This window comes from Rhizobium sp. 01N447_2 (genome assembly GCF_056399245.1).
The window spans coordinates 21,213-46,732 of sequence record NZ_JBFTQY010000051.1 but is presented as its reverse complement, the minus strand read 5'-3'; the positions used below and the strand labels follow the sequence as shown (position 1 = coordinate 46,732).

At 58.7% G+C, this 25,520-nt stretch carries 24 protein-coding genes; 9 read left to right on the top strand and 15 right to left on the bottom strand.

The features are described from left to right. Positions 1–94 precede the first annotated feature (94 nt). The gene (locus AC1ECN_RS27005; RefSeq protein WP_477954644.1) at positions 95–1,240 is read left to right on the top strand and encodes an ABC transporter ATP-binding protein; all 1,146 of its coding nucleotides are present in this window, start codon (positions 95–97) and stop codon (positions 1,238–1,240) included. Between the two features lie 17 nt (positions 1,241–1,257). Continuing rightward, on the top strand, positions 1,258–3,396 hold the full coding sequence (locus tag AC1ECN_RS27000; RefSeq protein ID WP_130672824.1) for a beta-galactosidase: 2,139 nt from the start codon (positions 1,258–1,260) through the stop codon (positions 3,394–3,396). A gap of 382 nt (positions 3,397–3,778) precedes the next feature. On the opposite strand, the gene AC1ECN_RS26995 is transcribed toward AC1ECN_RS27000, so the two are convergent. From AC1ECN_RS26995 to AC1ECN_RS26980, 4 genes are all read right to left on the bottom strand, one after another. After that, positions 3,779–4,411: a hypothetical protein gene (locus tag AC1ECN_RS26995; protein ID WP_130661879.1), complete on the bottom strand. Its 633-nt coding sequence runs from the start codon at positions 4,409–4,411 to the stop codon at positions 3,779–3,781. A 182-nt stretch (positions 4,412–4,593) separates the two neighbouring features. Next, positions 4,594–6,807: a M48 family metallopeptidase gene (locus AC1ECN_RS26990; protein ID WP_130673541.1), complete on the bottom strand. Its 2,214-nt coding sequence runs from the start codon at positions 6,805–6,807 to the stop codon at positions 4,594–4,596. A 155-nt stretch (positions 6,808–6,962) separates the two neighbouring features. Continuing rightward, positions 6,963–7,895 (bottom strand): citrulline utilization hydrolase CtlX, encoded by a 933-nt coding sequence (gene ctlX, locus AC1ECN_RS26985; protein WP_130655838.1) that lies wholly within the window; start codon positions 7,893–7,895, stop codon positions 6,963–6,965. A 7-nt stretch (positions 7,896–7,902) separates the two neighbouring features. After that, entirely contained in the window at positions 7,903–8,958 is a 1,056-nt protein-coding gene (locus tag AC1ECN_RS26980; protein WP_130672823.1) for an ornithine cyclodeaminase, read from the bottom strand. A gap of 140 nt (positions 8,959–9,098) precedes the next feature. Here AC1ECN_RS26980 and AC1ECN_RS26975 point away from each other — a divergent pair, with 140 nt between their 5' ends. Beyond that, the gene (locus AC1ECN_RS26975) at positions 9,099–9,536 is read left to right on the top strand and encodes an Lrp/AsnC family transcriptional regulator (protein WP_105006640.1); all 438 of its coding nucleotides are present in this window, start codon (positions 9,099–9,101) and stop codon (positions 9,534–9,536) included. Positions 9,537–9,696: 160 nt separating this feature from the next. On the opposite strand, the gene AC1ECN_RS26970 is transcribed toward AC1ECN_RS26975, so the two are convergent. The 7 genes from AC1ECN_RS26970 to AC1ECN_RS26940 form a co-directional block, all read right to left on the bottom strand. Continuing rightward, positions 9,697–10,035: a slr1659 superfamily regulator gene (locus tag AC1ECN_RS26970; protein ID WP_024320904.1), complete on the bottom strand. Its 339-nt coding sequence runs from the start codon at positions 10,033–10,035 to the stop codon at positions 9,697–9,699. Between the two features lie 7 nt (positions 10,036–10,042). Beyond that, positions 10,043–10,603, bottom strand: a complete 561-nt coding sequence (locus AC1ECN_RS26965; protein WP_024320905.1) for a slr1658 superfamily regulator — start codon at positions 10,601–10,603, stop codon at positions 10,043–10,045. 3 nt (positions 10,604–10,606) lie between these two features. Beyond that, positions 10,607–12,967, bottom strand: a complete 2,361-nt coding sequence (locus AC1ECN_RS26960; RefSeq protein WP_130672822.1) for a SpoIIE family protein phosphatase — start codon at positions 12,965–12,967, stop codon at positions 10,607–10,609. Then, a complete protein-coding gene (locus AC1ECN_RS26955; RefSeq protein WP_130672821.1) occupies positions 12,964–14,136 on the bottom strand; it encodes a class I SAM-dependent methyltransferase in 1,173 nt (390 codons plus the stop codon). The genes AC1ECN_RS26960 and AC1ECN_RS26955 overlap by 4 nt, the downstream gene beginning before the upstream one ends. Continuing rightward, entirely contained in the window at positions 14,133–14,642 is a 510-nt protein-coding gene (locus tag AC1ECN_RS26950) for a hypothetical protein (protein ID WP_024320906.1), read from the bottom strand. The genes AC1ECN_RS26955 and AC1ECN_RS26950 overlap by 4 nt, the downstream gene beginning before the upstream one ends. A 75-nt stretch (positions 14,643–14,717) precedes the next feature. Continuing rightward, positions 14,718–16,373 carry a putative bifunctional diguanylate cyclase/phosphodiesterase gene (locus AC1ECN_RS26945; RefSeq protein ID WP_024320907.1) on the bottom strand — a complete coding sequence of 552 codons (1,656 nt, stop codon included), beginning with the start codon at positions 16,371–16,373 and terminating at the stop codon, positions 14,718–14,720. Positions 16,374–16,596: 223 nt separating this feature from the next. Continuing rightward, the gene (locus AC1ECN_RS26940) at positions 16,597–17,475 is read right to left on the bottom strand and encodes a LysR substrate-binding domain-containing protein (protein ID WP_130672820.1); all 879 of its coding nucleotides are present in this window, start codon (positions 17,473–17,475) and stop codon (positions 16,597–16,599) included. A gap of 130 nt (positions 17,476–17,605) precedes the next feature. Here AC1ECN_RS26940 and AC1ECN_RS26935 point away from each other — a divergent pair, with 130 nt between their 5' ends. Further along, entirely contained in the window at positions 17,606–17,992 is a 387-nt protein-coding gene (locus tag AC1ECN_RS26935; protein ID WP_024320909.1) for an ectoine synthase, read from the top strand. A 123-nt stretch (positions 17,993–18,115) separates the two neighbouring features. Here AC1ECN_RS26935 and AC1ECN_RS26930 read toward each other — a convergent pair whose 3' ends face one another. Further along, a complete protein-coding gene (locus AC1ECN_RS26930; RefSeq protein ID WP_024320910.1) occupies positions 18,116–18,574 on the bottom strand; it encodes a DUF4168 domain-containing protein in 459 nt (152 codons plus the stop codon). Positions 18,575–18,809: 235 nt separating this feature from the next. After that, positions 18,810–19,106, bottom strand: a complete 297-nt coding sequence (locus AC1ECN_RS26925) for a TetR/AcrR family transcriptional regulator C-terminal domain-containing protein (protein WP_018074340.1) — start codon at positions 19,104–19,106, stop codon at positions 18,810–18,812. A gap of 1 nt (position 19,107) precedes the next feature. On the opposite strand from AC1ECN_RS26925, the gene AC1ECN_RS26920 reads away from it, so the two are divergent. The 4 genes from AC1ECN_RS26920 to AC1ECN_RS26905 all read left to right on the top strand — a co-directional run bounded on the left by AC1ECN_RS26920 (position 19,108) and on the right by AC1ECN_RS26905 (position 21,426). Then, positions 19,108–19,278 carry a DUF6958 family protein gene (locus tag AC1ECN_RS26920; RefSeq protein WP_392397310.1) on the top strand — a complete coding sequence of 57 codons (171 nt, stop codon included), beginning with the start codon at positions 19,108–19,110 and terminating at the stop codon, positions 19,276–19,278. Positions 19,279–19,503: 225 nt separating this feature from the next. Then, entirely contained in the window at positions 19,504–20,196 is a 693-nt protein-coding gene (locus AC1ECN_RS26915) for a type 1 glutamine amidotransferase domain-containing protein (RefSeq protein WP_477954636.1), read from the top strand. A 154-nt stretch (positions 20,197–20,350) separates the two neighbouring features. After that, on the top strand, positions 20,351–20,764 hold the full coding sequence (locus AC1ECN_RS26910; protein WP_130672819.1) for a GFA family protein: 414 nt from the start codon (positions 20,351–20,353) through the stop codon (positions 20,762–20,764). 218 nt (positions 20,765–20,982) lie between these two features. Then, complete coding sequence (locus AC1ECN_RS26905; protein ID WP_003560606.1) at positions 20,983–21,426, top strand: SRPBCC family protein; 444 nt, start codon at positions 20,983–20,985, stop codon at positions 21,424–21,426. 59 nt (positions 21,427–21,485) lie between these two features. Here the strand turns inward: AC1ECN_RS26905 and AC1ECN_RS26900 are convergent, their stop codons facing one another. Together AC1ECN_RS26900 and AC1ECN_RS26895 are read right to left on the bottom strand one after the other, a co-directional pair. Continuing rightward, positions 21,486–22,418 (bottom strand): hypothetical protein, encoded by a 933-nt coding sequence (locus tag AC1ECN_RS26900; RefSeq protein ID WP_130661874.1) that lies wholly within the window; start codon positions 22,416–22,418, stop codon positions 21,486–21,488. Positions 22,419–22,595: 177 nt separating this feature from the next. Further along, positions 22,596–22,769: a hypothetical protein gene (locus tag AC1ECN_RS26895; protein WP_018074344.1), complete on the bottom strand. Its 174-nt coding sequence runs from the start codon at positions 22,767–22,769 to the stop codon at positions 22,596–22,598. Positions 22,770–23,610: 841 nt separating this feature from the next. Here AC1ECN_RS26895 and AC1ECN_RS26890 point away from each other — a divergent pair. Next, a complete protein-coding gene (locus AC1ECN_RS26890) occupies positions 23,611–25,362 on the top strand; it encodes a VCBS domain-containing protein (RefSeq protein WP_130672818.1) in 1,752 nt (583 codons plus the stop codon). Positions 25,363–25,520 lie beyond the last annotated feature (158 nt).

Below are 25,520 nucleotides of genomic sequence, written 5' to 3'. Positions count from 1 at the left end.
CAACGCCACTTCATCGCCGGCCTGACGATGGGAGCGGTGAAGGGATGAGCGATCTCCTAAAGTTCCAAGTTTCAACAGCAGAGAGCCAGGACGCATGACCAGTCTCGAACTCCGACAGATCAACAAGAATTACGGCGCCTATCATGCGCTGCGAGGCATCGATCTTTCCGTAGCGCAGGGCGAGTTCATCGTCATGGTCGGCCCCTCCGGCTGCGGCAAGTCCACGCTTTTGAAGTCGATCGCCGGCCTGGAAGAGATCTCCTCCGGCCAGATCCTGATCAACGGCCGCGACGTCAGCAACCAGGAGCCTGGGGACCGCGGCATCGCCATGGTCTTCCAATCCTACGCGCTCTATCCGCATATGACGGTGGCGGAGAACATGGGCTTCGGTTTGCGCATGGCCAAGCGCCCGAAGGCAGAGATCGAGGCGGCCGTGGCGCGCGCGGCCAAGATCCTGAGGATCACCGATCAGCTGGAAAAGCGGCCGAAGCAGCTCTCCGGCGGGCAGCGGCAGCGCGTGGCTATCGGCCGGGCGATCACCCGTTCGCCCGACGTTTTCCTGTTCGACGAGCCGCTGTCGAACCTCGATGCGGCACTTCGGACCCAGATGCGTGTCGAACTTAGCAGCCTGCACGCCGAGCTCGGCGCCACCATGGTCTATGTCACCCACGACCAGGTGGAGGCCATGACCATGGCAACCCGGATCGTTGTCTTGAACCAGGGGGTGATCGAGCAGGTCGGCTCGCCGCTCGAACTCTACCGCAACCCAGACAATCTCTTCGTCGCAGGTTTTCTCGGCGCGCCGCGGATGAACTTCCTCGGCGTTACCGTCGATGAGGTGTCCGGCCGCAATATCACAGTTTCGGCGCCGGGCCTCGTGCCGGTGACGGTGGAACTGGCGGAGGCGACGGTGCTGCCGAAGGGCGCCAGCCTGACGCTCGGTGTAAGGCCGGAAAACATATCGATGGTCGCCGACGGGGCGCAGGGCGGAGCGATCAACGGTCAGGTCCGGCTGGTCGAGCATCTCGGGCGCGAAACCATTCTCTATATCGACGCCGGCAACCTGAGGACCATCGCCTCGGAAAGCGGCACCGGTAACATCACGGTGCAGCTCAGCTACGTCGCGCCTTTTGCCGCCGACCAGAACGTGGCGCTGAAGCTCGACGCCAGCGAACTCTATCTCTTCTCGCCCGATGGCGGACRCACGATCAGCGCCCGCAAGACGATCCTCGACCGATAATCACAGGAAACATCACCGTGTCCGACAAGACCGCAAGCCTTTCCGTATGGAACCCCGTCAAGACCGACCGCTTCCTCGTCGGCGCCCCGCATTATCCCGAACATGTGGATGAGAGCTACTGGGAGCGCGACGCCGAGCGCATGGCAAAGGCCGGCTTCAACGTGGTCAGAATGGCCGAATTCGCCTGGCATATTCTCGAACCGAAGCTCGGCACCTTCGATTTCGATCTGTTCGACCGCGCCATCGCCATGCTCGGGCGCTACGGCATCGACACGATCATGTGCACGCCGACGGCAACACCGCCGCGCTGGCTGACCGTGGCGCATCCAGAGATTCTAAGAGTCGACGGTAAGGGCCGGCCGATGAGCCATGGCTCGCGGCAGCACTGCGACACGGCAAGCCCGGTCTTTCGCGAACACAGCCGGCGCATCACCAAAGCGATGGCCGAGCACTATCGCGACAATCCTTTTGTCGTCGGCTGGCAGACCGACAACGAGCTGAACACCAGCATGCCGGAAAGCTTTTCCAAGGCGACGCTCACCGAATTCCAGGCCTTTCTCGCTGGCAAATACGGCGAGATCAGCAAGCTCAACACAGCGTGGGGCGGCGATTTCTGGGCGACGGCCTATGACAGCTTCGACCAGGTCGTGCTGCCGATCGAGTTCGGCCCGACCTTCCCGAGCCCCGGCCATCTGCAGGATTATCATCGTTTCCTCGCCTTCTCGACGGCGCGCTTTCAGCACGACCAGGTGGAGATCCTACGCGCCGTCAAATCCTCCTGGTTCGTCTTCCACAATCTCGGCGGTCTCCGGGATATCGACTTTCGCGGCCAGTTCACCACCGATCTCGATTTCGTCGGCTACGACATCTACCCGATGCTCTACGACGAGTTCCAGCGGCTCGGAAACCACGCCAAGGTCCAGGCGCTGCATCTCGATATCTGCCGCGGTTTTTCCGGCAACTATATCGTTCCCGAGCAGCAATCGGGCTTCGGCAGCCAGCCGGGTTTCTGCACGCTGACGCCGGAGCCGGGCGAACTGCGCCGCATGGCACTTTCCTCGGTCGCCCATGGCGCTGACGGGTTGATGTTCTTCCGCTGGCGCCCGGCCCATTTCGGCGCCGAGATTTACTGGATGGGCATCATCGACCACGACGACGTCGCCCGCCATCGCTATGACGAGGCGAAGCGCTTCGCAACCGAGATGACCGCGCTGGCGCCCAAGATCCTCGGCACCTATGTGCGCATGGATGTCGGTATTGCCGGGTCCGATTTCGACAATCAGGAAGCCCACAAGACCTATCCGATCGGCCTGCCGAGCCCGCAGGACGATGCGATCCTGCTGCACCAATATTGCTACGACCGCGGCATTGCCTGCGGCTTCATTCATCCCGAGGACGATCTTTCGAAGCTGAAGCTGCTCTATGTCCCCCACTGGGTGATGTGGAAGGACGAATGGACCGAAAGGCTGAAATCCTTCGCCGAGCAGGGCGGCACCGTCGTCATCGGCGCGCGCACCGGTACCCGCAACGAAGACAACCACGTCATCCGCGAGACCGCTCCCGGCACCTCGCTGTCGCAGCTCACGGGCGTGCGCGTCGAGGATTTCGGCCGTCTCGCCGCCCCCGGCGCCAACGGGCTCTTCGACGTGATGGAACGTTCCGGCGGGCTTGTCATTCCACCGAACAAGCCGGCGGAATCGCACCGGCGTGAGCGCCGCTTCAAGATCGGCAACCGCGAACTGGTCGGCGGCTATTTCTATGAAAACCTGGCGATCGCAAGCGATGTCGACGTGGTCGCGGCCTGGTCCAACCGCTATGCCGAGGGCCAGCCGATGGCGACGTCGCGCAAACTCGGCAAGGGGCAGGTGGTCTATGTCGGCACCTATCTCACCCCGGATCTGACGGCAGCGCTTGCCGAGCGGCTGTTTGCACCCGTCGGCATCGAGCCGCTGATCGGAGAGCTTCCCGAGGGCGTCGAGGTGACCATGCGGATGAACGAAGAGCGCCGGCTGCTGTTCATCCAGAACTACACCGACCAGCCGACCGCCATCGGCGGCGTTCCCGCTGGCCGCGACCTTCTCGATGACGAAAAGGCGGTTGCCGGCAGGCTCGATCTCGAAGGCTACGACTGCGCGATCATCGAGCTTGCGGAGTGACGCGGCTTTCACGTGCAAGGCAGGGGCCGCAGACCGGCCTCTGTCCGATCAAGGCGGGTTCGCGAACGATCGATGGTTTTCAATGCGGCGACACCGTTGTCCGCAAACGGGATCGGTCGATGGCTACGATCTGGTCGGGACGTCGACAAACATGACTGCCGACGTGAAACGAATTCGGCACGCTCGAAGGCTCATCACGACACAGGGACTTTGAGGTGGTGGGTGATCGACCGACATCTTGGAGCAATTCGAGCAAAGGGTTCTGCGTCTGAAATTGATAAAAAAAGAGCATCTCCGTACTCAAACAAAACGGAAATGCTCTTCGTAGTTTAGTGCGGAGCCATACTTGTCGGCTCCACACCRCTCGCAACTGATTTATCGGTTATTCGTCTGATGTCGCCGGCGCAGCGTCCTCCAGAGAGGTACGGATTTGATCGATCTTCCCGTTTGCGTCGCCAACCCCCAAGATGGTTTTGGCTTCATCCAAAACCGCCGGGCTGACTTCACCGGTTTTCGTCGCTGAAGCCAATGCGTCCTCCAGCGCCTGATCCCCCAACAGAGGGTCATCGGCCGCGGGCTCGATTCCATTGTCGAGTTCATACTGGGCATAAGCCACGGCATAGGCCGCGATGGCCGTCATGCGTGGGTCCGACGTATGCATCAACGCCTTGTAGTTTCGCTTCAAGGAGTTCAGGCCCGCAAGTTGCGCCGACAGGTTCTTTTCTTTGGTCTCGTCTGCCTTGACGGACTTGGACTTGCTTGCCGCCTCGGTGGACTTGCCTTTCACGCCTTGAGATTTGGAGTTACCATGGGTTGAACCGCTACCCTGGCTGCTGCCATGGTTGCCGCTGTTTCCACTGCCGCCGCCGTGACCGCCGCCATTGCCCCCACCGTTGCCGCCACCGTTTCCACCGCTCTTTGCCTGTGCGGTCATGTCGATGCCGGCAATCGTTGCCGGGCTTGCTACAAGAGCCAGCGAAAGCGCGGCCAGGGACGCTAAGGTTGCTATCCGCATTGTTTTCCTCCGAGTCGGATCAAGCGCCATGCAGATACACGGCTTGAACAGATACGAGAGGTTAGACGGTGATCGCGCGTTGCACATCGGACCGAGGTCCGATGCCGGCCCCGGCAATGGTCTTAGATGGCCTGAAATGCTTAACGATTCCTTCTTAGCCCAGAGAGGCCATCGGTTTGAGCTCATTGCTGCTCAGGTTTTCCATCTATCTCGCCTGCGGACGTGTCGCGGGGCAGCGGGTGCGGCATAGCGGCGGCGAGTTCCTCTCGGGCGTAGGCGGCTTCGTGATACCGGCCGACGAGTGCGCTGAAGTCAGCAGCCTTCATTCCCTTGATCCCCAGGGCACCCAGCGTGACAATGCGCTGCCGGCGATCGATTTTACTATAGATCGCACGCCAATCTTTTTTGGGCAGTGATGCGTCCTGATTGAGCCAGAGGCGCAGGGCAAAACGGCTCGATGCATAGACCGCGTAGCCGGCAACACCCGTCCAGGCAATCGGCCTGTCCAATCTGGAGGCAAGCAATCCATCCGGGGTCAGAACCATGAGCGGTCGTGCTGCGCCTCGATAGAGAAAGGCCGCATAGAGAAGGGAGGTAACAGCACCCACGGCGGTGATCGCGGCGATCAGCGACTGCGCGAATTCATCGTAGCCGAGGCCCAATTGGCCACTGAGGAAGACGACCGTCAGGCCAAATCCGGCGAAAATCATGGCGACGATCACCATCGTCCAGATCATCGGCTTGACGTTGTCGTAGACAACGGTCTCCTGTGAGGCCCCGGCAACCACCTTTTCAAGCACTTCGCGACGGCGGTCACGCATCATGCGCGCGTCGTCGATGAAATCCTTGCTCAACAGACGGCATAGTCCGGCCCAATCCGAAAACAGATCGTCCGCAAAAGAGCGAGCTCCCGGCTGCGGCTGACGCATCGCTCGTCTCAGGAGGTCATCGCCAATTTCCACACCGAGGGCCGATATCCGCTGGATCGTCGGCGGATGGCTGTCGGTCGGATGCGGTTGCCGATCTCCCAAAAGGGGCATCGGATCGCTCCATCCATTGGTGGTGACCAGTTCCGTCGTCTGCGCGACGAGGTCAGGCCAGGCATCATCGGAAGCGGTATCATCAGATCCGGCATATGCGCGCTGAAGAACATAGGCGACGGCGGGAGCGATAATCCCCGTACGGATGAGAGCCGAGGCGGCGTCTGCCGGCGTCGCCAGCAGGCTGCCGCTACGGTCAGCATCGAATTCTCGCAGCCGGCTCCAGTGTGCGACGGCATGATCGAACCGCTGCATGGCGTGAAAGCCGAGCTTCACCGCCGGATACAGGACGAAGCGACCACCGTCGGCGCGTCCAAGAGCTGCAAGAGCATGCCAGAGGCCCGCATAAATCGGCGTGAATTGCTGGCTATAGGTGGTGTCTTCGCCAGAAAAATGGGCGAGCTCATGGCCGATGATTGCCGCGATTTCGGCCTGGTCGAGAAGATCAAGATAGGCCGCAGGCAGATAGAGCGACCGTCCGGTCACCAGTCTGTCCTCAGGCCAGAGACGCAGCTGGCTCTCCGTTACGAAAAAGCCCTGGCCGAGGCCGACGATGATCGTGTCGGGCAACAAAGCGTGTTGCCGCCCGGCCAGGCTGCGCACGAAACGCCAAAGTTCAGGAGCCTGCGTTTCTTCGATGACTCGTCCCGCCGCGACAAGCGGTTCGGGTGTGAACAGGGCAAAGACATCCTTTAAGCCACGCAGCGCCATGAAGGCGCTGTAGGCTGCGATGACGGCGAGGACGACGGCGACCGCGAAAAGCTTGGCACTGCCCGTGGTAAAATCTGCCCATAGGCCCATGCTGACTGCTTCGAAGAGAGTCGCCGAAATGACGCCGATAGAAAACCCGATCACAACGGTCGCAAGAATGAACGGAAGGAGCGACCGCAGACGTTGAAAGCTCGTGATCAGTTGGCGTTGGGAGGCGCGCGCGCGGATCCCGGAAATGCCGGCCGCCATCAGTCCCACCGCACCGCCGAAAAACGCAAGCACGGCTCCGCCGATCGTTCCCCAAACCAATGGCCGGCGGATCTGCGAGATTTCCAGCTCCTCGTTGGCTTGAGAAAGGGCTTCCTCGATTTGCGAAACGGCGACCAGGGCAGCAAGGGAGGTGGGCTCGCCCGCTCCCTGGAAGGTCAGAATGGCTGTTGGATTGGATGCCGCGATGTTTTTCACCTGAGCCAGGGTCGTCGAGAGTTCGACCGAAGAACGGCGCGCATGTTCAAGCGTTTCGGCTGCACGCTGTGTCTGCCAAATCCCGAAAGAGACCAGTGCGATCGGCAGGAGCAGCACCCACGCCGCCAAGCCGAGGCTTGCAATTTTGCGGGTTCCTTGTCGGCGGCTGGTTTGCTCCATGCTTGTTCCCCCCAATTTTTCCTCCCCCATTTGCGAGGTCAAAAAACTTGGCCGCGCGCCCGTTATCGAAAGGATGTCGACTTCATACAAGATGCCTCGCTGAGTTTCATGAGAGTGTCAAACGGCAGTCGCAAAATTCCACCGCCATCACGCAATCATCGCGGCGTCAGATGGATGCCTGCGAGCGTGCAGCGGACCGATCCACCGGCGCGCTCGATCGTCGGGATATCAAGCGCGACCAGTTCGGCGCTTTCTTCGATCGTGTTGCGTTGATCCCGGCTCAGGGATGCAAACGCCGTGGTCGAGAGCGCAAGGATACGCCCCGCATTTCCCTGGAGTTCGAGAGCGTTGCCGACGAAAGAGGCGATCTGATCGTTGGTGAGTGCGATGACGCCGCGGCCGGAGCGCTCCAGTCTTAGAACGACCTCCCGCCGTCTTGCTGCATCGGTCATCATCTCCAGTCCGATCATGGCGAAGTTGGTGGCGATGCACATCAGGACATTGGTGTGATAAACGGCGACGCCGTTTCCATCCCGCGCGTCGAATACCATCGGCTCGAAGTTGAAGTGAGTCGAGAAGCGTTCCAGCGCGATTGGATCGGTGCGGTCGGAGCGGACGGCATAGGCCACCCGATCGATGTGATCGAGAACCATGGCGCCGGTGCCCTCGAGAAACAGTCGGTCCGGCTCGAGGCCGGAATAGTCGATCACCTCCTGCACCCGATACTGGCTCTTCAGCATTTCGATGACGTCGCTGCGCCGCTCGCGCCGGCGACTGACGGCCTTCATCGGATAGATCGCCACATGACCGCCGGCATGGGTGGAAAACCAGTTGTTGGGAAAGACCGAATCCGGTGTCTCGGTACCGGTGTCGTCGAAAAGATGCACGTTCACGCCATGGCTTCTGAGCACATCGGCCGCCCGGGTGATTTCGTCGTAGGCCGCCAGTGAAAGGTCTTCCGTCGTATCCGGGCTGGACTGGAAAAGGTTGTCGATGGCTGTCTCGGTATTCACGGTGAAGTGGTGCGGCCGGACCATGACGACTGCAGAGGGCGCCTGGACGGAATATGTGACGTGTCTTGGCATCATCGTGCTCCTATGCCTGCTTTGCTCGCTGCAGCATGCCAAACAGGTCGCGCGGATCGTCCGGATCGGCGATGATATCGAGGTCCTGGTAAAGCCCGGTCCCCCTAAGCTTGTCACGGACATAACGAAGAGCGGAAAAATCCTCGATCGCGAAACCGACGCTGTCGAACAGGGTGATCTGATCGGCATCGCGGCGGCCGGTCGCCTGTCCCGTCAAAAACTGCCAGAACTCGGTGACGGGATAGTCGGCATCCATCTGCTGGATTTCGCCCTCGATGCGGGTCTGTGGCGGATATTCGACAAAGGTGTCGGCGCGCAACAGGATGTCTCGATGCAATTCGGTCTTGCCCGGGCAGTCGCCGCCAATGGCATTGATATGGACGCCAGCGCCGACCATGTTGTCAGTCAATATCGTCGCGTACTGCTTGTCGGCGGTGCAGGTCGTAATGATCTCGGCATTTTCGATCGCCGATTGGGAGGAACTGCAGGCGGTCACCGTCAACCCCGCTCCTGCAAGGTTGCGGACCATCTTTTCGGTCGCCAGCCGATCGATGTCGTAGAGCCTGATGTGATCGATGCCGCAGACGGCTTTCATGGCAAGCGCCTGGAATTCCGCCTGGGCGCCATTGCCGATCATGGCCATGGTGCGGGCACCCCTGGGTGCGAGGTGGCGCGCGGCCATGGCCGAGGTTGCTGCGGTTCGAAGCGCCGTCAGCAGGGTCATTTCGGTGAGCAGCACCGGATAGCCGGTCGAAACTTCCGCCAGAAGACCGAAAGCCGTCACGGTCTGCAGGCCCTGCGCCATATTCTTCGGATGGCCGTTCACATATTTGAAGCTGTAGATTTCGCCGTCCGAGGTCGGCATCAGCTCGATCACACCCTCGCCGGAGTGAGAGGCAACGCGCGGGGTTTTGTCGAACGATCCCCAGCGGCGGAAGTCCGCCTCGATGACGTCGGTAAGTTCGGTCAAGACGGTTTCGATGCCGATGTGGTGGACAAGACGCATCATGTTCTCGACGCTGACGAAGGGTACGAGAGCTTTTTCCGATGGAAGGGGCGACGACATGCTGAGTTCCTCCTGCATATGCTCGAGGAGAAAGGCTAACCGTCTCGCATGTTGGCCGAAAGCTCAAATCTGTGCTAATTCGGATAAGAAATTGTACAATTCGTTCAGCGCATTTGCGCGAATTTACTAGTGAGGCCACCATGACCATCGCGAAATACGCACCAGACGATCTGGATCGCCGGATTATCGCTCACCTCCGCGCTGATGGGCGCGCTTCCTTGAGCAAGCTTTCCGATGCACTCGGCGTCGCGCGCGGCACAGTTCAGAACCGGCTGGATCGTCTGATCGAGACGGGTACGCTGCTCGGCTTCACCGTCCGGGTGCGGGAGGACTACGACGTCAACGCCGTGCGTGCCGTGATGATGGTCGAGGTCGTCGGCAAGTCGACGACCCAGGTCATACGAAAGCTCCGCGGCCTGACGGAGATTTCAGCGCTGCACACGACCAACGGCAACTGGGACCTCGTCGCCGATATCCGGGCCGCAAGCCTTGCCGACTTCGACCGGGTTCTACGCGAGGTGCGCATGATCGACGGTGTCGCAAACAGCGAGACCAGTCTCCTCCTCAGCAGCGTCTGAGTGCCGCCAAGTGTGGTCGACGCGGAGCGCCATCACGATGGGCCGGCGCTGCGGGGGATGGCGAAGCCGATGGATGCTGCTCAAATCGGCGGCTGTTGGCTTTGACTTCGATTTCTGACGGCGCGTCGAGGTGTGAATTGGCTCTTCCCCCGAAAGAGAATCACGCCAAGCGCAAATCGAGAAGCGGGTGTAACTTCTTGAGATTCGGGAGGGACTTCGCTTGCCATGGATATTGGTTGGTGCCTTTGACAACGAGCAGGAGGTCGCCCATTTTTCTGGCTTCAATCGTCAGCTTAGCCAAGAGATTTATGCCAGAGGAATTGAGGAATTCGAGACCCGTCAGGTTGAACGTCACCTGTTTGTGCCCCTCATGGAGCAGGCCGAATACCAATGAGTAAATCGGCGCATAGGCGTCCGGTCCCGCCAGCCGGAATACGCCATCGAAAAACACCTCGTTTTTCTCAGCCCATACGCGGAAGTTTTCGTCGCTGATTTCCATTCTTCGCTCACAGATTGGAGGAGGGTGGCATCGCCACAGCTGCAGTCGTCGTCAGTATGATATGCTGGTCACTATTGCCTTCGAATGCCCATGCCATTTTTGCGTCGTAGTCGCTCAAAAGGGTGAGCAAGCCCAAGCCCGACCCGCTTGCTGCGGATATGGCATTGGTTTCGATTTGCTCAAGAAGAAGTTCTCCTGGGTCCTTCGATTGAAGGCGATGCAGCAGTTGCTGAAAGCGAGATGATGTCACGCCATCGATCGTGTTCTTGACCCTTATTAAGAACGTTCCGTCGAATATGCCGGCCTCAATGAGGATCTCTCCAGGCTGTCGAAATTTAACGGCATTTTCGATCAGCTCATTGCTGAGGTATCCGATGTCATGATGGGCCTGCATGTAGTCTTTTCTTGACCGTGAATAGGGCAGAGCCATGACTTCCGCTATGAAGTCCGCAGTCATTCCTGAGTGCTTCCATCCAAGCTGAAGCGGTCCATCGCTTAACGTGAGRCGAGTGCCCGAACCCAGGCTTATGCCCACCAGAGATTCCATACCATATACCGTTGGCGTCATGTCTCACCTATGTCGCACTGCGAGCAGCGTAATATCGTCGTAAATCTTCTGCGATCCGATGAAGAGCATTAATGTCGCTACAATTCCGGAAACGACTTTTTCGGCGCTCTGATCCTTCAAGCGAAGTGCTTCGCGGCAAAGACGTTCGATGCCAAACAGTTCTCCCGCGTCGTTTTCGGCTTCTGTTATGCCGTCCGTATGCAGGAGTATGAGGTCCCCCTTCTCGAACGCTATTTCACGGGTTTTAATGAAGGCAGAAATGTCCGCTTCCAACCCGATCGGTATGCCCAAATCCATGGTATCTATGCGCTCGACTTCGCCGTTYGCCCGCACGACAACAACTTCCTCGTGTTGTCCCGACAGGATCATCTCTTTTCCGTCGTAATCAAGAAACGCCAGAGTGAGATGCTTGTCGATTTTAGTCCTCACGATATTTTTAAACAGGGCGCTGTTCAGGTCCGTGAGAAATTTGACTGCATCGGTGTTTCCGGCTTCCTGCAGGGCGCGGGCGACGGACTGCACCATCAACATCAACACGCCGCTTTCGAGCCCGTGTCCGGTGACGTCGCCGATGCCAATCTTCAACCGATTTCCGCTCTTCAACACGTCATAATAATCGCCGCCGACTTCTTCCGCCGGTCTCATATAGGCTGCGATCTCGAGGGCCTGAAATTCTTCAAGCTCCTGATGCAGCGGAAGAACCATGAGCTGGATTCTCTCGGCGACGGCCAGCTCTGTTCCGAGACGTCGATTTTCTCGCTGGAGCTGTGCGTTCAGGGTCGAAATCTCTTCCTTCGCATCTTCGATTTGAGCCGTTCGCTCTTCGACGAGTTGCTCGAGATTTTCGGTGTGATAGCTGATCTGCTCAGCCATCCGGTTGAATGCTTCCCCAGCCTCGCCGACCTCATCTTTACTGGCGATGGCCACCCTGACCGAATAGTCCTTCGCTTGTATCCGTTTGGCGGCATTTGCAAGTGCACTGATTCCGCCCGTTATTCGTTTCGAAGCCGCAAATACCGCGATCGTCACAATAAGCAGCGACATTAAGATCGCTAGAATTTGGTAGAGCACGATCCGGTTGGTCGCGTCTGAAATCTTGGCCTGGGCGGCATAGAGGGAGGCCTGGATTTCTCGTTCAGGCACAACCACTCCAAGAGACATCGCCTCTTGCCGAACCGGGCCGCTGAGCCAGAGATTGGTCGCGGGGAGTTTCTTCACGATAAAGATGTAGGGGACCTGGTTGCCGTCCTGCTGCAATAACAAATGTTGGATGCCCTGTTCGCGGTCAAGGGCCAGTTTCGCTATCGCAGGCTGGGAGCTTCCCTTCAAGGAGCGCTCCAGTCCGGTCACTCCGGTTCCGCTTGCATCGCTCGCGGAACGCAGACCGAGCGTTTTTTCGCCTGTGCTGTTGATCGCCACAACGTTTCCGTCGGACATTGCGAGGAATCCAAAGCCGGACTGGGCTACTTTCACGTTTTCAACAGTCTGCGCGAGCTGGTCGAGTGTAATGTCCGCGCCAGCCGTCCCGGCGACATCCTTCCTGTCGGCTGTCCACAATGGATGAAAGAAACTGACGATCAATTTTCCGGTAATGGCATCGGTATAGGGAGCGGTCTGGGTTATATCGTCCGCGACCGGCCGCGTTTTCATATCCTTGGCCCAGCCCTGCCAGGACTCATAAAGTCCAGGAAAAAAGAAGTCCCAGAAATTGGCCTCGTTGTGACCCGGATAAAGGCGATCGAAGGTCTGAGCCTGGTCGGTATAGGGCGCTGTCCTGAAGATTGGTCGTTCTTTCGATCCGATATAATACATCTGCAGCTTTGAAGCACCGTGCTGCAGCAGGCTCGGGGCAACAAGGTCTAGAACCGCGCTCGTCTGGATATCCGTCTGGACGTCAGGCCTTGGGTTGTGGTCTTCTCCCAGCAAGTAACTCCAGACGCTGACAACCGAGACGGAGCCCGGAGCGTTCTGAGACCACTTTCCCGTCTGATCGTAAGCAAGGCTGACGCTGCCGGGCGATGTGCGAGCGATCGCCGCGCCGACGTCGGAATTACGCTCGGGATCGTCGATCTGCGCCTGGAGCACACCCGCCAATGTGCTGACGTCGTTATGAACCTGCCGCAGGAGCAAACTCACCTGGGCTGCGGTGGAATCAGCATATGTACGAATGTATTCCTGGCTTGCCGCTTCAAGACCTTGCCCGACTTCGAGCGTCGCGTCGCGCGACAGCCTCTGAACGTTCCAAAGTGCCAGCCCGCCGCTGACCAGCAAGTCAAAGAGCACAGCTCCACCGACGACCAAAATGAACTTTGCCCGAAATGAGCCTAGTCTTGCTGGTCTCTTCGATGATCTCCCGTCCATCATAGCGGCTTCCGGCCGGAGGCTGCCCAGATCGGCCAGCCTGCATAACCCTTGGGGTGAAGAGCAGCAAAGACATGATCTTTGAATCCCTGCCGGAACCTGCGAATAAAATCCGATGAGTCACCCCGCCGAACGGCCATCTCACCCGCGTAGACATTTTCCCAGGCTTCGATGATGTCTGCGAAGTCTTGGGGATCCCCGTCGAGGTTCGTGACCATAAAGGAATCGACTCGGATACTATCGAACCCCGCGTCGGCGAGGAGATGGCGGCTTTTCGGCCCCATCTCGACATCCATGTCGAAGTACCTGAACAGTTTGGCGACCTCCTCGTAAGTCCATCTTATTGTTTCAGCATGTGGTTCGCCCAGACAATGCGAATTTTTTTCGTTGGTGATGTAGACACGGCCGCCAGGCTTACAGATGCGATAGAGCTCCCGCAGCAGCATCTCGGGACGGTTGAAGATCTGCAGCGAATGTCGGCAGGTCACAAAGTCAAATTGATTGTCTCGCAGCAGCATTTGGGAGGCGTCACCATAGGTGTACTCGATTCCCTGTAGATCGAAGTCGGCAGCGACCCTGCGAGCATATTCGAGGCTGCGCACGGAATGATCCAGCGCGACAAGGCGTGCCGGTTTAAATTCCCTCTGAATCAAGGCCGCGAAATCACCAATTCCGCAACAGATATCCGCAATGACAAGACCGTTGCGCAGGCCRTGGCGAGGCAACAGTTCACGTTCGTGCCTCCATGTCATTTTCGTCTGGGTGCGCAGAATGGGGATGAAAGTCTCATCCTCAACAAAGCTCTGGCCAGGATAAAATGCCGAATCGTAGACTTCAACCGACAAGTTTGGTTGTGCTGCCGCCAGCGTCTCGAACAAAGAGGTCGACCATGCCACCACGCTCGACGTGATGATGACGATCTTCCGTTCCGGCCTGGTCCGGCAGCTTGCCGTGAGGATATCGGACAGGGTGGCGAAGGCAGTCATGTTGATGTGCGTCAGACGTTTGACATTCAGGTAAACGACCCCGCTGTATTTTTCCAAACTTTGCTGCACCAGCTCGATGGCATCGGCAATCTCAGCGGCGCTTTCGGGTCGCATCTTGCCGGACAGCAACAGCTCCTGATTTGTCGGATCAAAATGAACAGTAAAGGGCAAGGGGAGCAGGCTCATCGGAAGTCCTCGGCCGAAGGGAAATCCGCAGTGATCTGTATCCCTTGTCCGCTGTCTTTCTCAATTCGGATCGTGGCGCGGAATATTGCTGCCAAATCGCTGAGCAAAACCGTCCCGTCGGACTTCATCACCAAGTATCCAGAGCCGGCGCCGGGGACAGGTTGGTGTTCGCTTGATCTTGCATTGGCGTGCTTGCGGCCAAATGCTTCCTCGCCGGGAAACGCAATTCTCAGCCGATTGACTGTCGCGCTCCGATAGAGACTGAAACTTATCCTTCCTGGCTCGCTCGTTGAACGGAAAGCAAGTTCAATGAGCTCATTCGTCGCGACGGAAAGAAAATTGGAATATCGAGCGGGATCGCTGTGACCTTGGCCGAGAATGTCTGAGAGATATTCTGTAATCCTGTCGCAAAACTGCCATCGAGATTTGAACATCGCAACGTTCAGTTCCAGCGATACCATCGGCGCAAAAGCATGGTCATCGAAGCTAGCTGCTTCCTGTTCCAATACACCCTCCCTTCTTTTGCCTGGGGCGTCAGGTTGATGCATGCGATCGCTAAAGGCACGGCGAAAATCGGTTGTTCACTTTGATAGCGCGGGGCTTACGGATGTTTCCGCCCGGGTGATGAACTCGCCAATCGCCTCGACCGGAAGCGGCCTGCTAATCAAATAGCCTTGAAGTCTGTCGCAGCCCACACTGCGCAACCATTCCGCCTGACCTGGCGTCTCCACCCCTTCGGCTGTCACCTGCATGTCGAGGTCATGTGCGAGGTTAACGATGCAGCGGACGATTGCCTGGCCTTTCAGATCGCTTTCGAGGTCGGTGATAAAATATTTGTCGATTTTGATCGTGTCGAACGGGAATGTCTTCAGATAGCTCAGGGAAGAATATTCGGTCCCGAAATCATCAAGCGAGATTCGTATCCCTAGCACGTTCAGAGTATTCAGGGTGTCGATATTGTTGACGGTCCGCTCAAGGAGCACGCTTTCGGTTATCTCAAGCTCCAGACGGTCGGGCGGCAACCCGATCAAGTCTAGCGTTTGGGATACCCGATCAGTGAGTCCGCTTGTCAAGAATTCAGCCGCCGACAAATTGACCGCGACGATGTAATTCTGCGGCCACTTCATTGCCTCGCGACATGCCTGCTCCAAAACCCATGCACCTATTTCCGGCATCATTCCATCGGCCTCGGCCATCGGAATAAATGCCGTTGGTGGGATTTTTCCAAGTAGAGGGTGGTTCCATCTGAGCAATGCTTCGAAGCCGACAATGCTGCCGCCCTCGGCGATGGGTTGGTACTCGATAGAGAATTGTTCTTGGACCAAGGCCATGCGAAGGCTGCGGCGCAGCAGTTCGCGTTGTTCCAGCAACTCAAGCATTGACGGATCAAACGGTCTTGCGCGACCGCGCCCGTCCTTCTTCGCGGCGTAGAGTGCGACGTCGGACGCCTTCATCAGCTGCTCCGGAGTTGTACCGTCCGGTGGAGCAGCAGATATGCCGATGCTGGTGCCGACAAATAGTGCGATGCCATCTATCGTGAAGGGCTTTTTGAATGCATCAACCAAAGCTTCTGCTAGCCGATGCCCTTTGGCGGGATGTCCCGGGCCCCTTGATATGACGGTGAATTCGTCACCCGCCAGTCGATAGGCTCTGTCGTCCCTGGTGAGGCACTCTTGAATGCGGTTTGCAGCCAGCTGAAGAAGCTTGTCGCCGGCCGGATGCCCAAGCGTGTCGTTAACGGGTTTGAAATCGTCAAGATCGAGTTGCATCAGGGACAGGGTCTCGTTCGAGCCTGCGGTCTCCCGTAACAACACAGCGAGGTCCTCGCTGAACTGGCGTCGGTTCGGCAGTCCAGTGAGCGGATCGTGGGTGGCCAGATGCAAAAGGGTTGCGCGCTCATCGTCGGCAGATTCCTCTGACCGAACCACGGCAAACAGATCTCCGATCCGATAGATCGTCAGTCCGTGCGACGCTGGCGTGCCAAGATCCCCCGATATTTGCAAGGGTTGGGCACTGTCACCCAATGAACGGAGGGCGAGTGTAATCGCCGATTTGTCCAATTCTGGAAAATGCTCCCAAAACGACGCAACTGGTTTGACAGAAGCAGGCAGCTCATTGCCCAGCAAATTCTCGACGGGATTGAAATCGCGGTCAAAGAACAAAAGCCGGTCGATCGAGCTCGAAGCTTTTGCCTCTGTTTGTCCGAGCGCCGAGGGGGCCGCATGAATTTTCTGCATGTCCGAGGCCCTCCCTAGTAGCATGTCATAACCAGATATTGTAGCAAATCAGCTCCCGCACAACTTGTGCACGCCAAGATTTACATTAGGCATTTCTGATTAACAATACCCAACCTCTGCCCAACTCGCGCTCGGATGGGCTTATGCAACGTCTTTATTACCGCGACCTATTTGCATCCATCGTATCGGCGGCGACCCTTCGATGAGCTGCTGGCAGGGGATATCACGCGCCCGATCCGCATTCGGTCATGAACCAGTCGATGAAGCGCCGGACCGGTTTTTTCGCCCAGCTGTTCGATATGACGTAATAGCCTTGGTTCTCTGCCGTTGCGATGTTGGAAAGCATCAGCAGATCGCCGCGTTCGATCTCCCGGCGGAACACCTCTATGGGGCAGAGCGCCACGCCGTGGCCGGCGATTACGGCCGTCGCCAGCATGTTGAAATCCTGGAATATCGGGCCGCGGAGCGGCTCCGGCGCTTTCTGGCCGGCCTTGCGGAACCATTCCTTCCAGCCATCGACGGATTCGTCGTGCAGCAGATCGGCGCCGGCGAGCGAGACGTCGTCGATCTTCCAGTTGCGTTTGGCAAGGTAGTGGCGGCTGGCGACGGGCTGGTTGCGGCGGGAGAAGAGCAGGCGGCTTTCCCTGCCGCCGCTCAGGTCCTCGCCCATGGTGATCAGCACGTCCAGGCTCTCGTCATCGAAGCGTTCTTCGGCGCGCGCATAGACGATCCTGACGTCGAGATCGGGGTCGCTCTCCTGGAAGGAGGGCAGGGCCGGGACGAGCCAGCGGGATGCGATCGAGGGAATGCAGCCGACGGTGATCGCCCGCATATCGTGATCGCGCCGCATATTGCCAGTGGCATGCGCGATCGCCGCCAGCGATCCGGAGACGGCCCGGTAATATTCGCTGCCGGCTGCGGTCAGCGCAACGCCGCGGCCCGACTTCTGCAACAGCTTGCGGCCGAGCCAGGTCTCCAGATGTTTGATCTGATGGCTGATCGCCGCATGGGTGACGTGCAGTTCATCGCCTGCTTTCGAGAGGCTCATCAGGCGGGCCGTGGCTTCGAAGGCGCGCAGGGCGTTCAACGGCGGCAATTGCATTTGTAAAATTTCCTCACAGATTGCGCAGGAATCATCATTTGAAAATACCAGCCATTTCAATAGCTAGATGTTGCGAGCGATGAAAATGAATCATCGCTACATCTTCAATAAACTGCCAGGAGAATCGGCGATGTTCGTCAGAAATCTGAAGGAAGTGGAGCAGACCGAGCGTTTCGTGGACTGGGGCAACGGCACGAGCCACCGCCTGCTGACCAGGGACGACGGCATGGGCTTTACGGTGTGCCATACCGTCGTTCGCGCCAATAGCGAGGCCCTGCTTCAATACCGCAATCACCTGGAGGCCTGCTATTGCATCAAGGGCGAGGGTGAAGTGGAGGATATGGACGGCAACGTCTTTCCGATCCGCGCCGGCGATATCTACGTGCTCGACAAGCACGACCGGCACTATCTGCGCGGCGGCAAGGATCAGGACCTTATTCTCGTCAGCATCTTCAATCCGCCGCTGGCGGGAACCGAACGGCACGATCTGAACAACAACAGCGGCTCAGAATATTGAGTGATCCCGTCGTCGATGTAGCGAGGTGAAAAGCAGAGCCTGGCAAATGGCGGGCTCTGCTTCCGGCGCGAACGGCAAGGCGTCCGCTGCCTATTCGTGGCGACTTACGGCGCCGCGCGCAGCCTATTGCTGCGGCTGCTGCTGCTGGCCCGGCGGCGGAGTGCCGATTTTTTCCAGAACTTTCTTGGCCAGAGCCGGGTCGCTCTGCGCGGCCGTCAGGATCGACGAGTATTCTTCGACGGAGATGTCGGGAGAAGCTTTCACGGTGTCGACCATCTGTTTCTTGGCCTCCTCCTGCAGCTGTTGCTTGGCAGTCTCGTCCTTCGTCGCGCCGATCTTGGCCGAATATTCCTGCCTCACCTTGTCGACCTGCAGATAGGCAACGGCGAAGGCCTCGATTTTCTGATCGCTGACGGCTGCTGTCGCACCGTTGCCGCCGGGCTGTCCCTGCATCGGCGTCTGGCCTTGCGCCGGCGGCTGCTGTTGCGCCTGGGCCATGTCGACAGCGGATGCCGGGCTGAAAGCAAGCAGACTGAAGACCGCAGCGCTCAGTGTTGCGACAGATGTGTAACGAGTGATCATATTCGTTCCTCTTCAAGTGCATGATTTGGTTGGCAGCAGGACCGCCTCGGTCAATCGCTCAGCCCTCAAAGGCCGGGCGAGGTCGCGACGATGGAACCTTTAAGAGGGCACGGTGCGGCGGTAAGGGGGCGATTTGCTGACGATTGAGCGGCAGCTTTGTGACCGTCGGCATGTCGAGTGGTGCAGGAAATTCTAGTCATTGCCGGATTCTGTTATGCTTGGACCTGGGCGACATTCATCGCTGATCTGGATGCAGAAATGCCGCCAGGAACGTGGCGACGGCGGCCTCGGCGTGCCGGTGAATCTCCTGCTTCGTCGGAATGGTCGCATCGCCCAGCATCATCACCCGGTTGACGGGATCGGCCATCACCAGCCAGTTGAACTGTGACGCGGCGACGGTTGAATCGGAGAGCTGCAGCAGTTTCTTGCCGGCAAATTGTTCGAAAGCGCTGCCCATGACCTTGAGCGCCCGTGCGGGGCCGCGTGCGTAAAGCACCTTGGCCGAAAAGTGTGATCGGTTTTCGGACGACATCATGCTCCAACTATTTAATTTAGAACAGGATTCAGATTTTAGGCCGACCCGGCCTAAATCATCCTGTTCTAAGGCCGGATGGTGGTTGAAGGCTGTCCAATTGGATCTGGAAGCCAAGCGCATCATCCAGCGTGGGCCGGGAAAGCCGGTCAAGCTTTTCAAGTGCCTTTGATAGATCTGTCGGCTCAGCCCAGGGAACGGATGTCGCGGGCGACCGCCGTTTGTCTGGTTCGGCTTCGGCTAAAGCAATTCTAGCAAACACTGCGCGGGAGAGCTTGTTTCGCAGCGCAGCCGCCCTATGTCCTCTTCCGTTTCAGCATGAGATTGCAGGCAGTATTTCACCGTAAATCCGGGTGCCGACGGCTTTGTCCGACGGCCGGCTTGAAGGAGCTGAGCAATGAAAATTCTCATGGTTCTCACATCGCATGATCAGTTGGGAAACACCGGCAAGAAGACGGGATTCTGGCTCGAGGAGCTTGCTGCTCCTTATTTCGTTTTCCACGACGCCGGGGTCGACATCACACTCGCTTCGCCGAAGGGCGGCCAGCCTCCGCTCGATCCGAAGAGCAATGAGCCAGCCTTCCAGACGGAAGACACGAGACGGTTCGAACGAGACGCCGCCGCAATGGGTGCGCTCGGCAACACGTTGAGGCTGTCCGACATCAACCAGGCGGAATATGACAGCGTGTTCTTCCCCGGCGGGCACGGCCCGCTTTGGGACTTAACGAACGACCGCAATGCGCTGTCGCTCATCGAGGACATGCTTTCGGCGGGAAAACCTGTGGCGCTCGTTTGCCATGCACCCGGTATCCTGACGAATGTGAAAGCGCCGGATGGAAAGCCCGTCGCCAAGGGCCGGGCCGTCACGGGATTCACCGATTCAGAAGAAGAGGCCATGCATCTGGTCGAGGTTGTTCCCTACCTGCTCGAAGACGTCCTGAAAGAGCAGGGCGCAAAGTTTTCGAAGACGGCGGATTGGGGCGTGCATGTCGTCCAGGATGGCCTGCTGATCACCGRCCAAAACCCGGCCTCGTCAAAACAGGGCGCCCGGACGCTGCTTGATGCCTTGGGAAAACAGGCCGCGGCTTAAGCGCTTCAGCCCCTGGGCACGATTGCTGTCCGGGACGTCGAGATCTCCCTGTTTGGCTTGTGCTGACGCCGGCCGCAGGCGCGTTTCAACGACGCCGTGGAACAGCGGCGGTGGAGAGCCAAACGTTCAAACACAGGAAGAAAAGGCACCTGATATGACGATGAAATATACGGGGCAATGCGCCTGCGGCGCGGTGAGATTTGCCTTCGATACGGACCCGAACTTTGTCGCCAATTGCCATTGCCTGGACTGCAAGAGGGCAACGGGCGGCGAGGCCGCCACGTTCTTCGCCGTGCCGCAGGAGGATTTCACCGTGATCATCGGCAGCCCGAAGGCGTTTCATTACATCGCCGATTCAGGCAAGGGGCTCGACCGCAACTTTTGCCCCGATTGCGGCGCCAGATTGTTCAGCAGCAACCTGGAGAGCTTTCCCGGCCTCGTCTTCGTGACGCTCGGCAGCCTGGACCGGCCCGAACTGATCAAGCCGGGCGTCGAAATGTTCACCCGGCGCCGGTTGGCCTGGGCAAGGCCACTCGATCTTCCGCAGTTCGATGGCATGCCTGGTTGAGCCGCGATAGCCCAAAAGCGCGTCGCAATCTTTCAGATTCGCTCCTTGCGCTTTAGGTCTTTGTTTCCACGCATATCGTTATCGCAAAACCGCTGCACACTTTTGCGCGACACGCTTTAAGCATTTTTCTTGAAGAAAAATTCGATCCGGTGTCGGATCGGCCAAGCCACGCCCGTCCTAGGTTCGTCCATTCCGTAAATCCAAAAAGGATCACGACCATGCCGAGTACCATACGCTTGCACCGCGTTCTGGCGACCAGCCCGGAGAAAGTCTATCGCGCATTCCTGGAGGCGGACGCGCTTGCCAAGTGGCTTCCGCCGAACGGCTTCCTCTGCACGGTGCACCATTCGGAGCCGGTTGTCGGCGGCACGTTCAGAATGTCTTTCCGCAACTTCACGACGGGCAATAGCCACGCGTTCGGCGGCGAATATCTCGAGCTCGTCCCGGGCGAACGCCTGCGCTACACCGACAGGTTCGACGACCCCAACCTGCCTGGCGAAATGGAAGTCACCGTGACGCTGAAGAAGGTTTCGGTCGGCACCGAGGTGGATATCGTGCAGGCAGGTGTGCCTGATGTCATTCCGCCCGAGGCTTGTTATCTCGGCTGGCAGGAGTCGCTGCGAAACCTCGCCAGAGTCGTCGAACCCGACATCCAGGAATAACGCGAGATCGCGCCGGCCGGACGATAGTCGCCCGGCATTGGCGCCCGGCATCGGCGACATCAACCAATCCCCATGCCGCGTTTGGCCAGGGCGGTGCGGGCGGCCGCAGCGCCCCAGTCGTCGGAAAGATCCTGCCCTTCGATTTCGGCCTCCGCGATCGGTGTGGCTCGGATCAGYGGCACGGAGCCGAAAGGCAGGCCATCGATCCGGTCTGCGTCACGGCTGAGCATGATGCGGGTCATCGGGCGGTAATCCTCCGTCAGCCGGCAGAACAGGATGGCGCCGTGCTTCTCGACATCGCGGGCGACGCGATAACCGTCTGCCACGAGGTCGCCGATGTTGATCAACAGGTTCGCCCAGTTTTCGATCCCGGCCGCATCCAGTCTCGCGGCGTCGAATTCCATGAAAAGCTCGCATTCGACGCCGTTCTCCGGCTCGGATATGCCGGCCCAGGGCGTCGACAGCCCGTCGGTGGCAAGTATCAGACTCTCCCGCGCATGGATGGCGAGGATGCGGCGGTGCGGGCCGAACCATTTTGTCTGGGCGTGAATGTTGGCCGTTCCGCGCTCAGCGGCAAAGTCCTCCTGGACTGTACCGCGGCTCTGCCAGAAGACGCGCCGCGCAGCGGCAGCGGTTGCGTAGATCGGGTCGTCGGGGCCGCGCGGCACGATCGTCCGATCATAACTGGTTTCGAGCGTGATCTCTTCCCGCATGAAGGGAAACTTCGGCTTCTTCCAGCGGATTACCACCTTGTTAAAGCGGGGCACCCCTGATGCATCGAGCTTTTCGACGATATCGGAGATGATATCGAGAGGATGCCTGGAGGCCTCCGGGACATAGTTTCCCTCGGCATCGCGGTAACCGCCCGTCCGGGAGGAATGCCCCGCCTGCATCGTGGAGGCTGTCCATTCGCCGCTGACTGCGCCCGCCGGCGCCTTTCCGAGAGCCGGCGCAAGTTCCCGGATCGCATCGTCAATCGAATAGGATGCCACGTCGCCCCTCCGCCTTCGCCCATAGATCGTATCCCCCGCGGCCGCTCGGCCCGCGAGCAGAAGCTAGCGCGGAGGCGTCACCGATCAATAGCGAGGTGGATGGCGCGAGCAGGGGAGGCGCCCAGATCCCTGGGCGCAGGAGAATTCTTCACTTAGGTGAGGTGAGGCCTGCGGCACTCATTTGCTTCCGTCGTTCGGCCGCGCCTTGGCGCTATCATTGTTGGTCGACGAGGCGGTTTTTCCGTCCGGTTGCTGCCCGAAGTATGTGCCGCCGAGATGGCCGCCGGCGCTGGTGTTTCTCACCTGCCGTTCGGCGCGTTTCTGCAGTTCACGAGCGTTGGTCTTGCTCATTTTCGGCTCCATGTTTGAGGTGGACCTCTGATCAACCGATGGCGGACGACACGGTTCCATATTTCCTGCCGGCGCGGTGCCCCTTGCGCAGGCGGCGGGTTTGAGGGAAACGCTCACTCACCCGCCGTCGGCGCCCCGCTTCGCTGCCGCGCACCCGATCACGAGTCAAGCCGGCAGGCATTTCCGTTTTCTCCAGTTACGGAAATGCTCCATTTTTATATGCGGACACGGTTCCTACCCGCCGAAATAGGCGGGATGGTCGATAYCGGCGAGGAGGCCGGGCTGTTGCGGCTGCCAGCCGAGCAGCGTGCGGGTATGCTCGCTCGAGGTGGCGCGCCGGTCGGCGGCGCAGTTTTCGGCGAATTTCGAGAAATCGTGGTTGAAAGCCGTGTGGCTTCGTCGGACATTTGGAGCTCCTTCCTTTGGCTTCGTTGTAGAAAGCCGATCCGGGACAACATCCCGATGAAATGATCGGCGTGGAGCAGCCGGTGCCGACCTAAGCGAGGAAAAGCGGAAAGGCTCTAAAGTTTGGGCCTGCGCTTCGCAAGCGCCTTGCGCGCCGCCATCCCACCCCACTGCTCGTCAGGATCGAGGTCTGCGACTTCGGCGTCTCTCGCAGCGAATTCCTGGATAAATTTACCATCGCAAGAAAATCGTCTTTCATTTCACAGTATATATGTTAACACTTTATTAGGGATGGGGAGTATTCCGGTTCTGATTTAAGAAATATGGGCATTGTTGCCGATAATACCGGCGCGTCCGCGTATTCACGCGTGTCATGCTGGTTTGATAGTCTTAAATAGTCGCCGGGTTACTTGTTTTGTATTATGGGGGTATTTTGATGAGTACGCAAAGCACCGGCGGCGGCAGCACGACTTCTTTCTCCAATACGCCGCAGGCGAAGGATGACTCTTACATCTGGACAGAAGACCAACTGCTCAGTCTCCAGCTCTACAATGCGGCCACCAAAACCATAACCCTCGACGTCATGTCGAATGATCTCGGCGGGAATGCCAAATCCCTCTTTTCGGTCGACGACGGTGATGGCAATCCAATTACCGCCGACTACGAGCTTCTTGCGAAAGACGTCGGAGCGAATGGGGCATCTGCCTGGGAGAAGACCCTGCTCGGCAATTGGGTCAGGATCAATAATGGAAAGATCGAATACCGTCTTAGTGATGGAAGCGGCATCGCGGGCTCGGGCGCGGATATCAACACGCTGTCTGCCGGTGAAATCCTCAAAGATAGTTTCGTCTACGCGATACGGCTCGGCAATGGCACGCTGAGCGAGGCAAATGTCTCGATCTCGCTCACCGGCGCCAACGATGCGGCTTCGATCGTCGTCGATGCGACGGTCACCGACGATCGGGCGACGGTCGAGGCGGGTGCGGCCGGCAGCGGCGATCCGAATGCCTCCGGCAAGCTGACGGTCAGCGATGTCGACGACGGCGAGGCGGCGTTTGCCGCCCCGGCCTCCCTCAACGGCATCTATGGCAGCTTCACCTTCAATGCCGCCAGCGGCAGCTGGACCTATACGCTCGACAATAACCGGGCCGCGACGCAGGCGCTCAACCAGGGCGACGCCGTCAGCGACACGCTGAGCGTCAGCTCGCTCGACGGCACGGCCAGCCACAACATCGTCGTCGCCATCACCGGCGCAGATGATGGTCCAGCTAGGCAGGCGCCGACCGACATTAAGCTGACGCCTGTCGTTCCGGCGGATAGCGTTAACTTCAATAGTTTTGAGTTCAGTGGGCTGCTGACGGCGACTGATCCCGACGCAGGTGGATTCAGCTTCAGCATTGCCTCGCAGTCGAATCCGGGCTTGTTTTCGATTACCGGCAATACGCTTCATTCGGATGCGCTATCGACGAACGGTACATTTTCAGTGACGGTAACGGCAACGCAGACCGGTGATCCTATAGGCCCGGCCTTCGAAAAGACCGAGACGTTCACGATTATCACCGGTGGCAATGGCAACTCAGTGGACAATCCGACCGGTGGAACGGGCGACGATATGCTCTACGGCGGTGGCGGTAACGATATGATGTTCGGGCTCGGAGGTGACGACGCTCTTTTCGGCCAAGACGGCAACGACACCCTAAACGGTGGTGCTGGCAACAACACCCTGACCGGGGGCGTGGGAAATGATACCTTCTTTTTCCAAAAGTTTGCCACCACCACGAACCATATGACTGACTTCAACGCTGGGACGAATAGCACAACCGTGGACAGGTTCCAGTTGGACGTCGGAGGCGGCACTTTCGAGTTCGCCGTCGGCAACAACAATACAAGCGTGGACAATGTGAAGGTGGGAAACAACGGCACGATCAATGTTGCCGGAACGGAGGTTGCCGTCAAAACGGACGTGAGCGTCACGAACGCAACCGTCCAGAGCACCATCAATAGTTACAGCAACATAACCACAGGGGCATTGTTCGTGTTCCACAACACGGATCTCGGCCATGCGGCGGTCTACTACGATCAGAACCCAAGTTCAGCCGGCGGCGCGGTGCTGGTTGCTGAATTCGACAACATCACCACCCTCAGCGGGCTTACAAATTTCAACTCGGGCGACTTCTTGTTTAGCTGAGGCGGTCTGTGATCTCGACCAGCATTCACCGCAGACGCAGCCCAATGGAGACCTCGCCTGCGGCGTACGTACTCGGGCCTGACGGGGAGGTCCCGGACGTTTGTGCGCCCAGCGCGCTGGGCGCGACGGATTCATCGGGTGGTGGATAGCATCAGGTC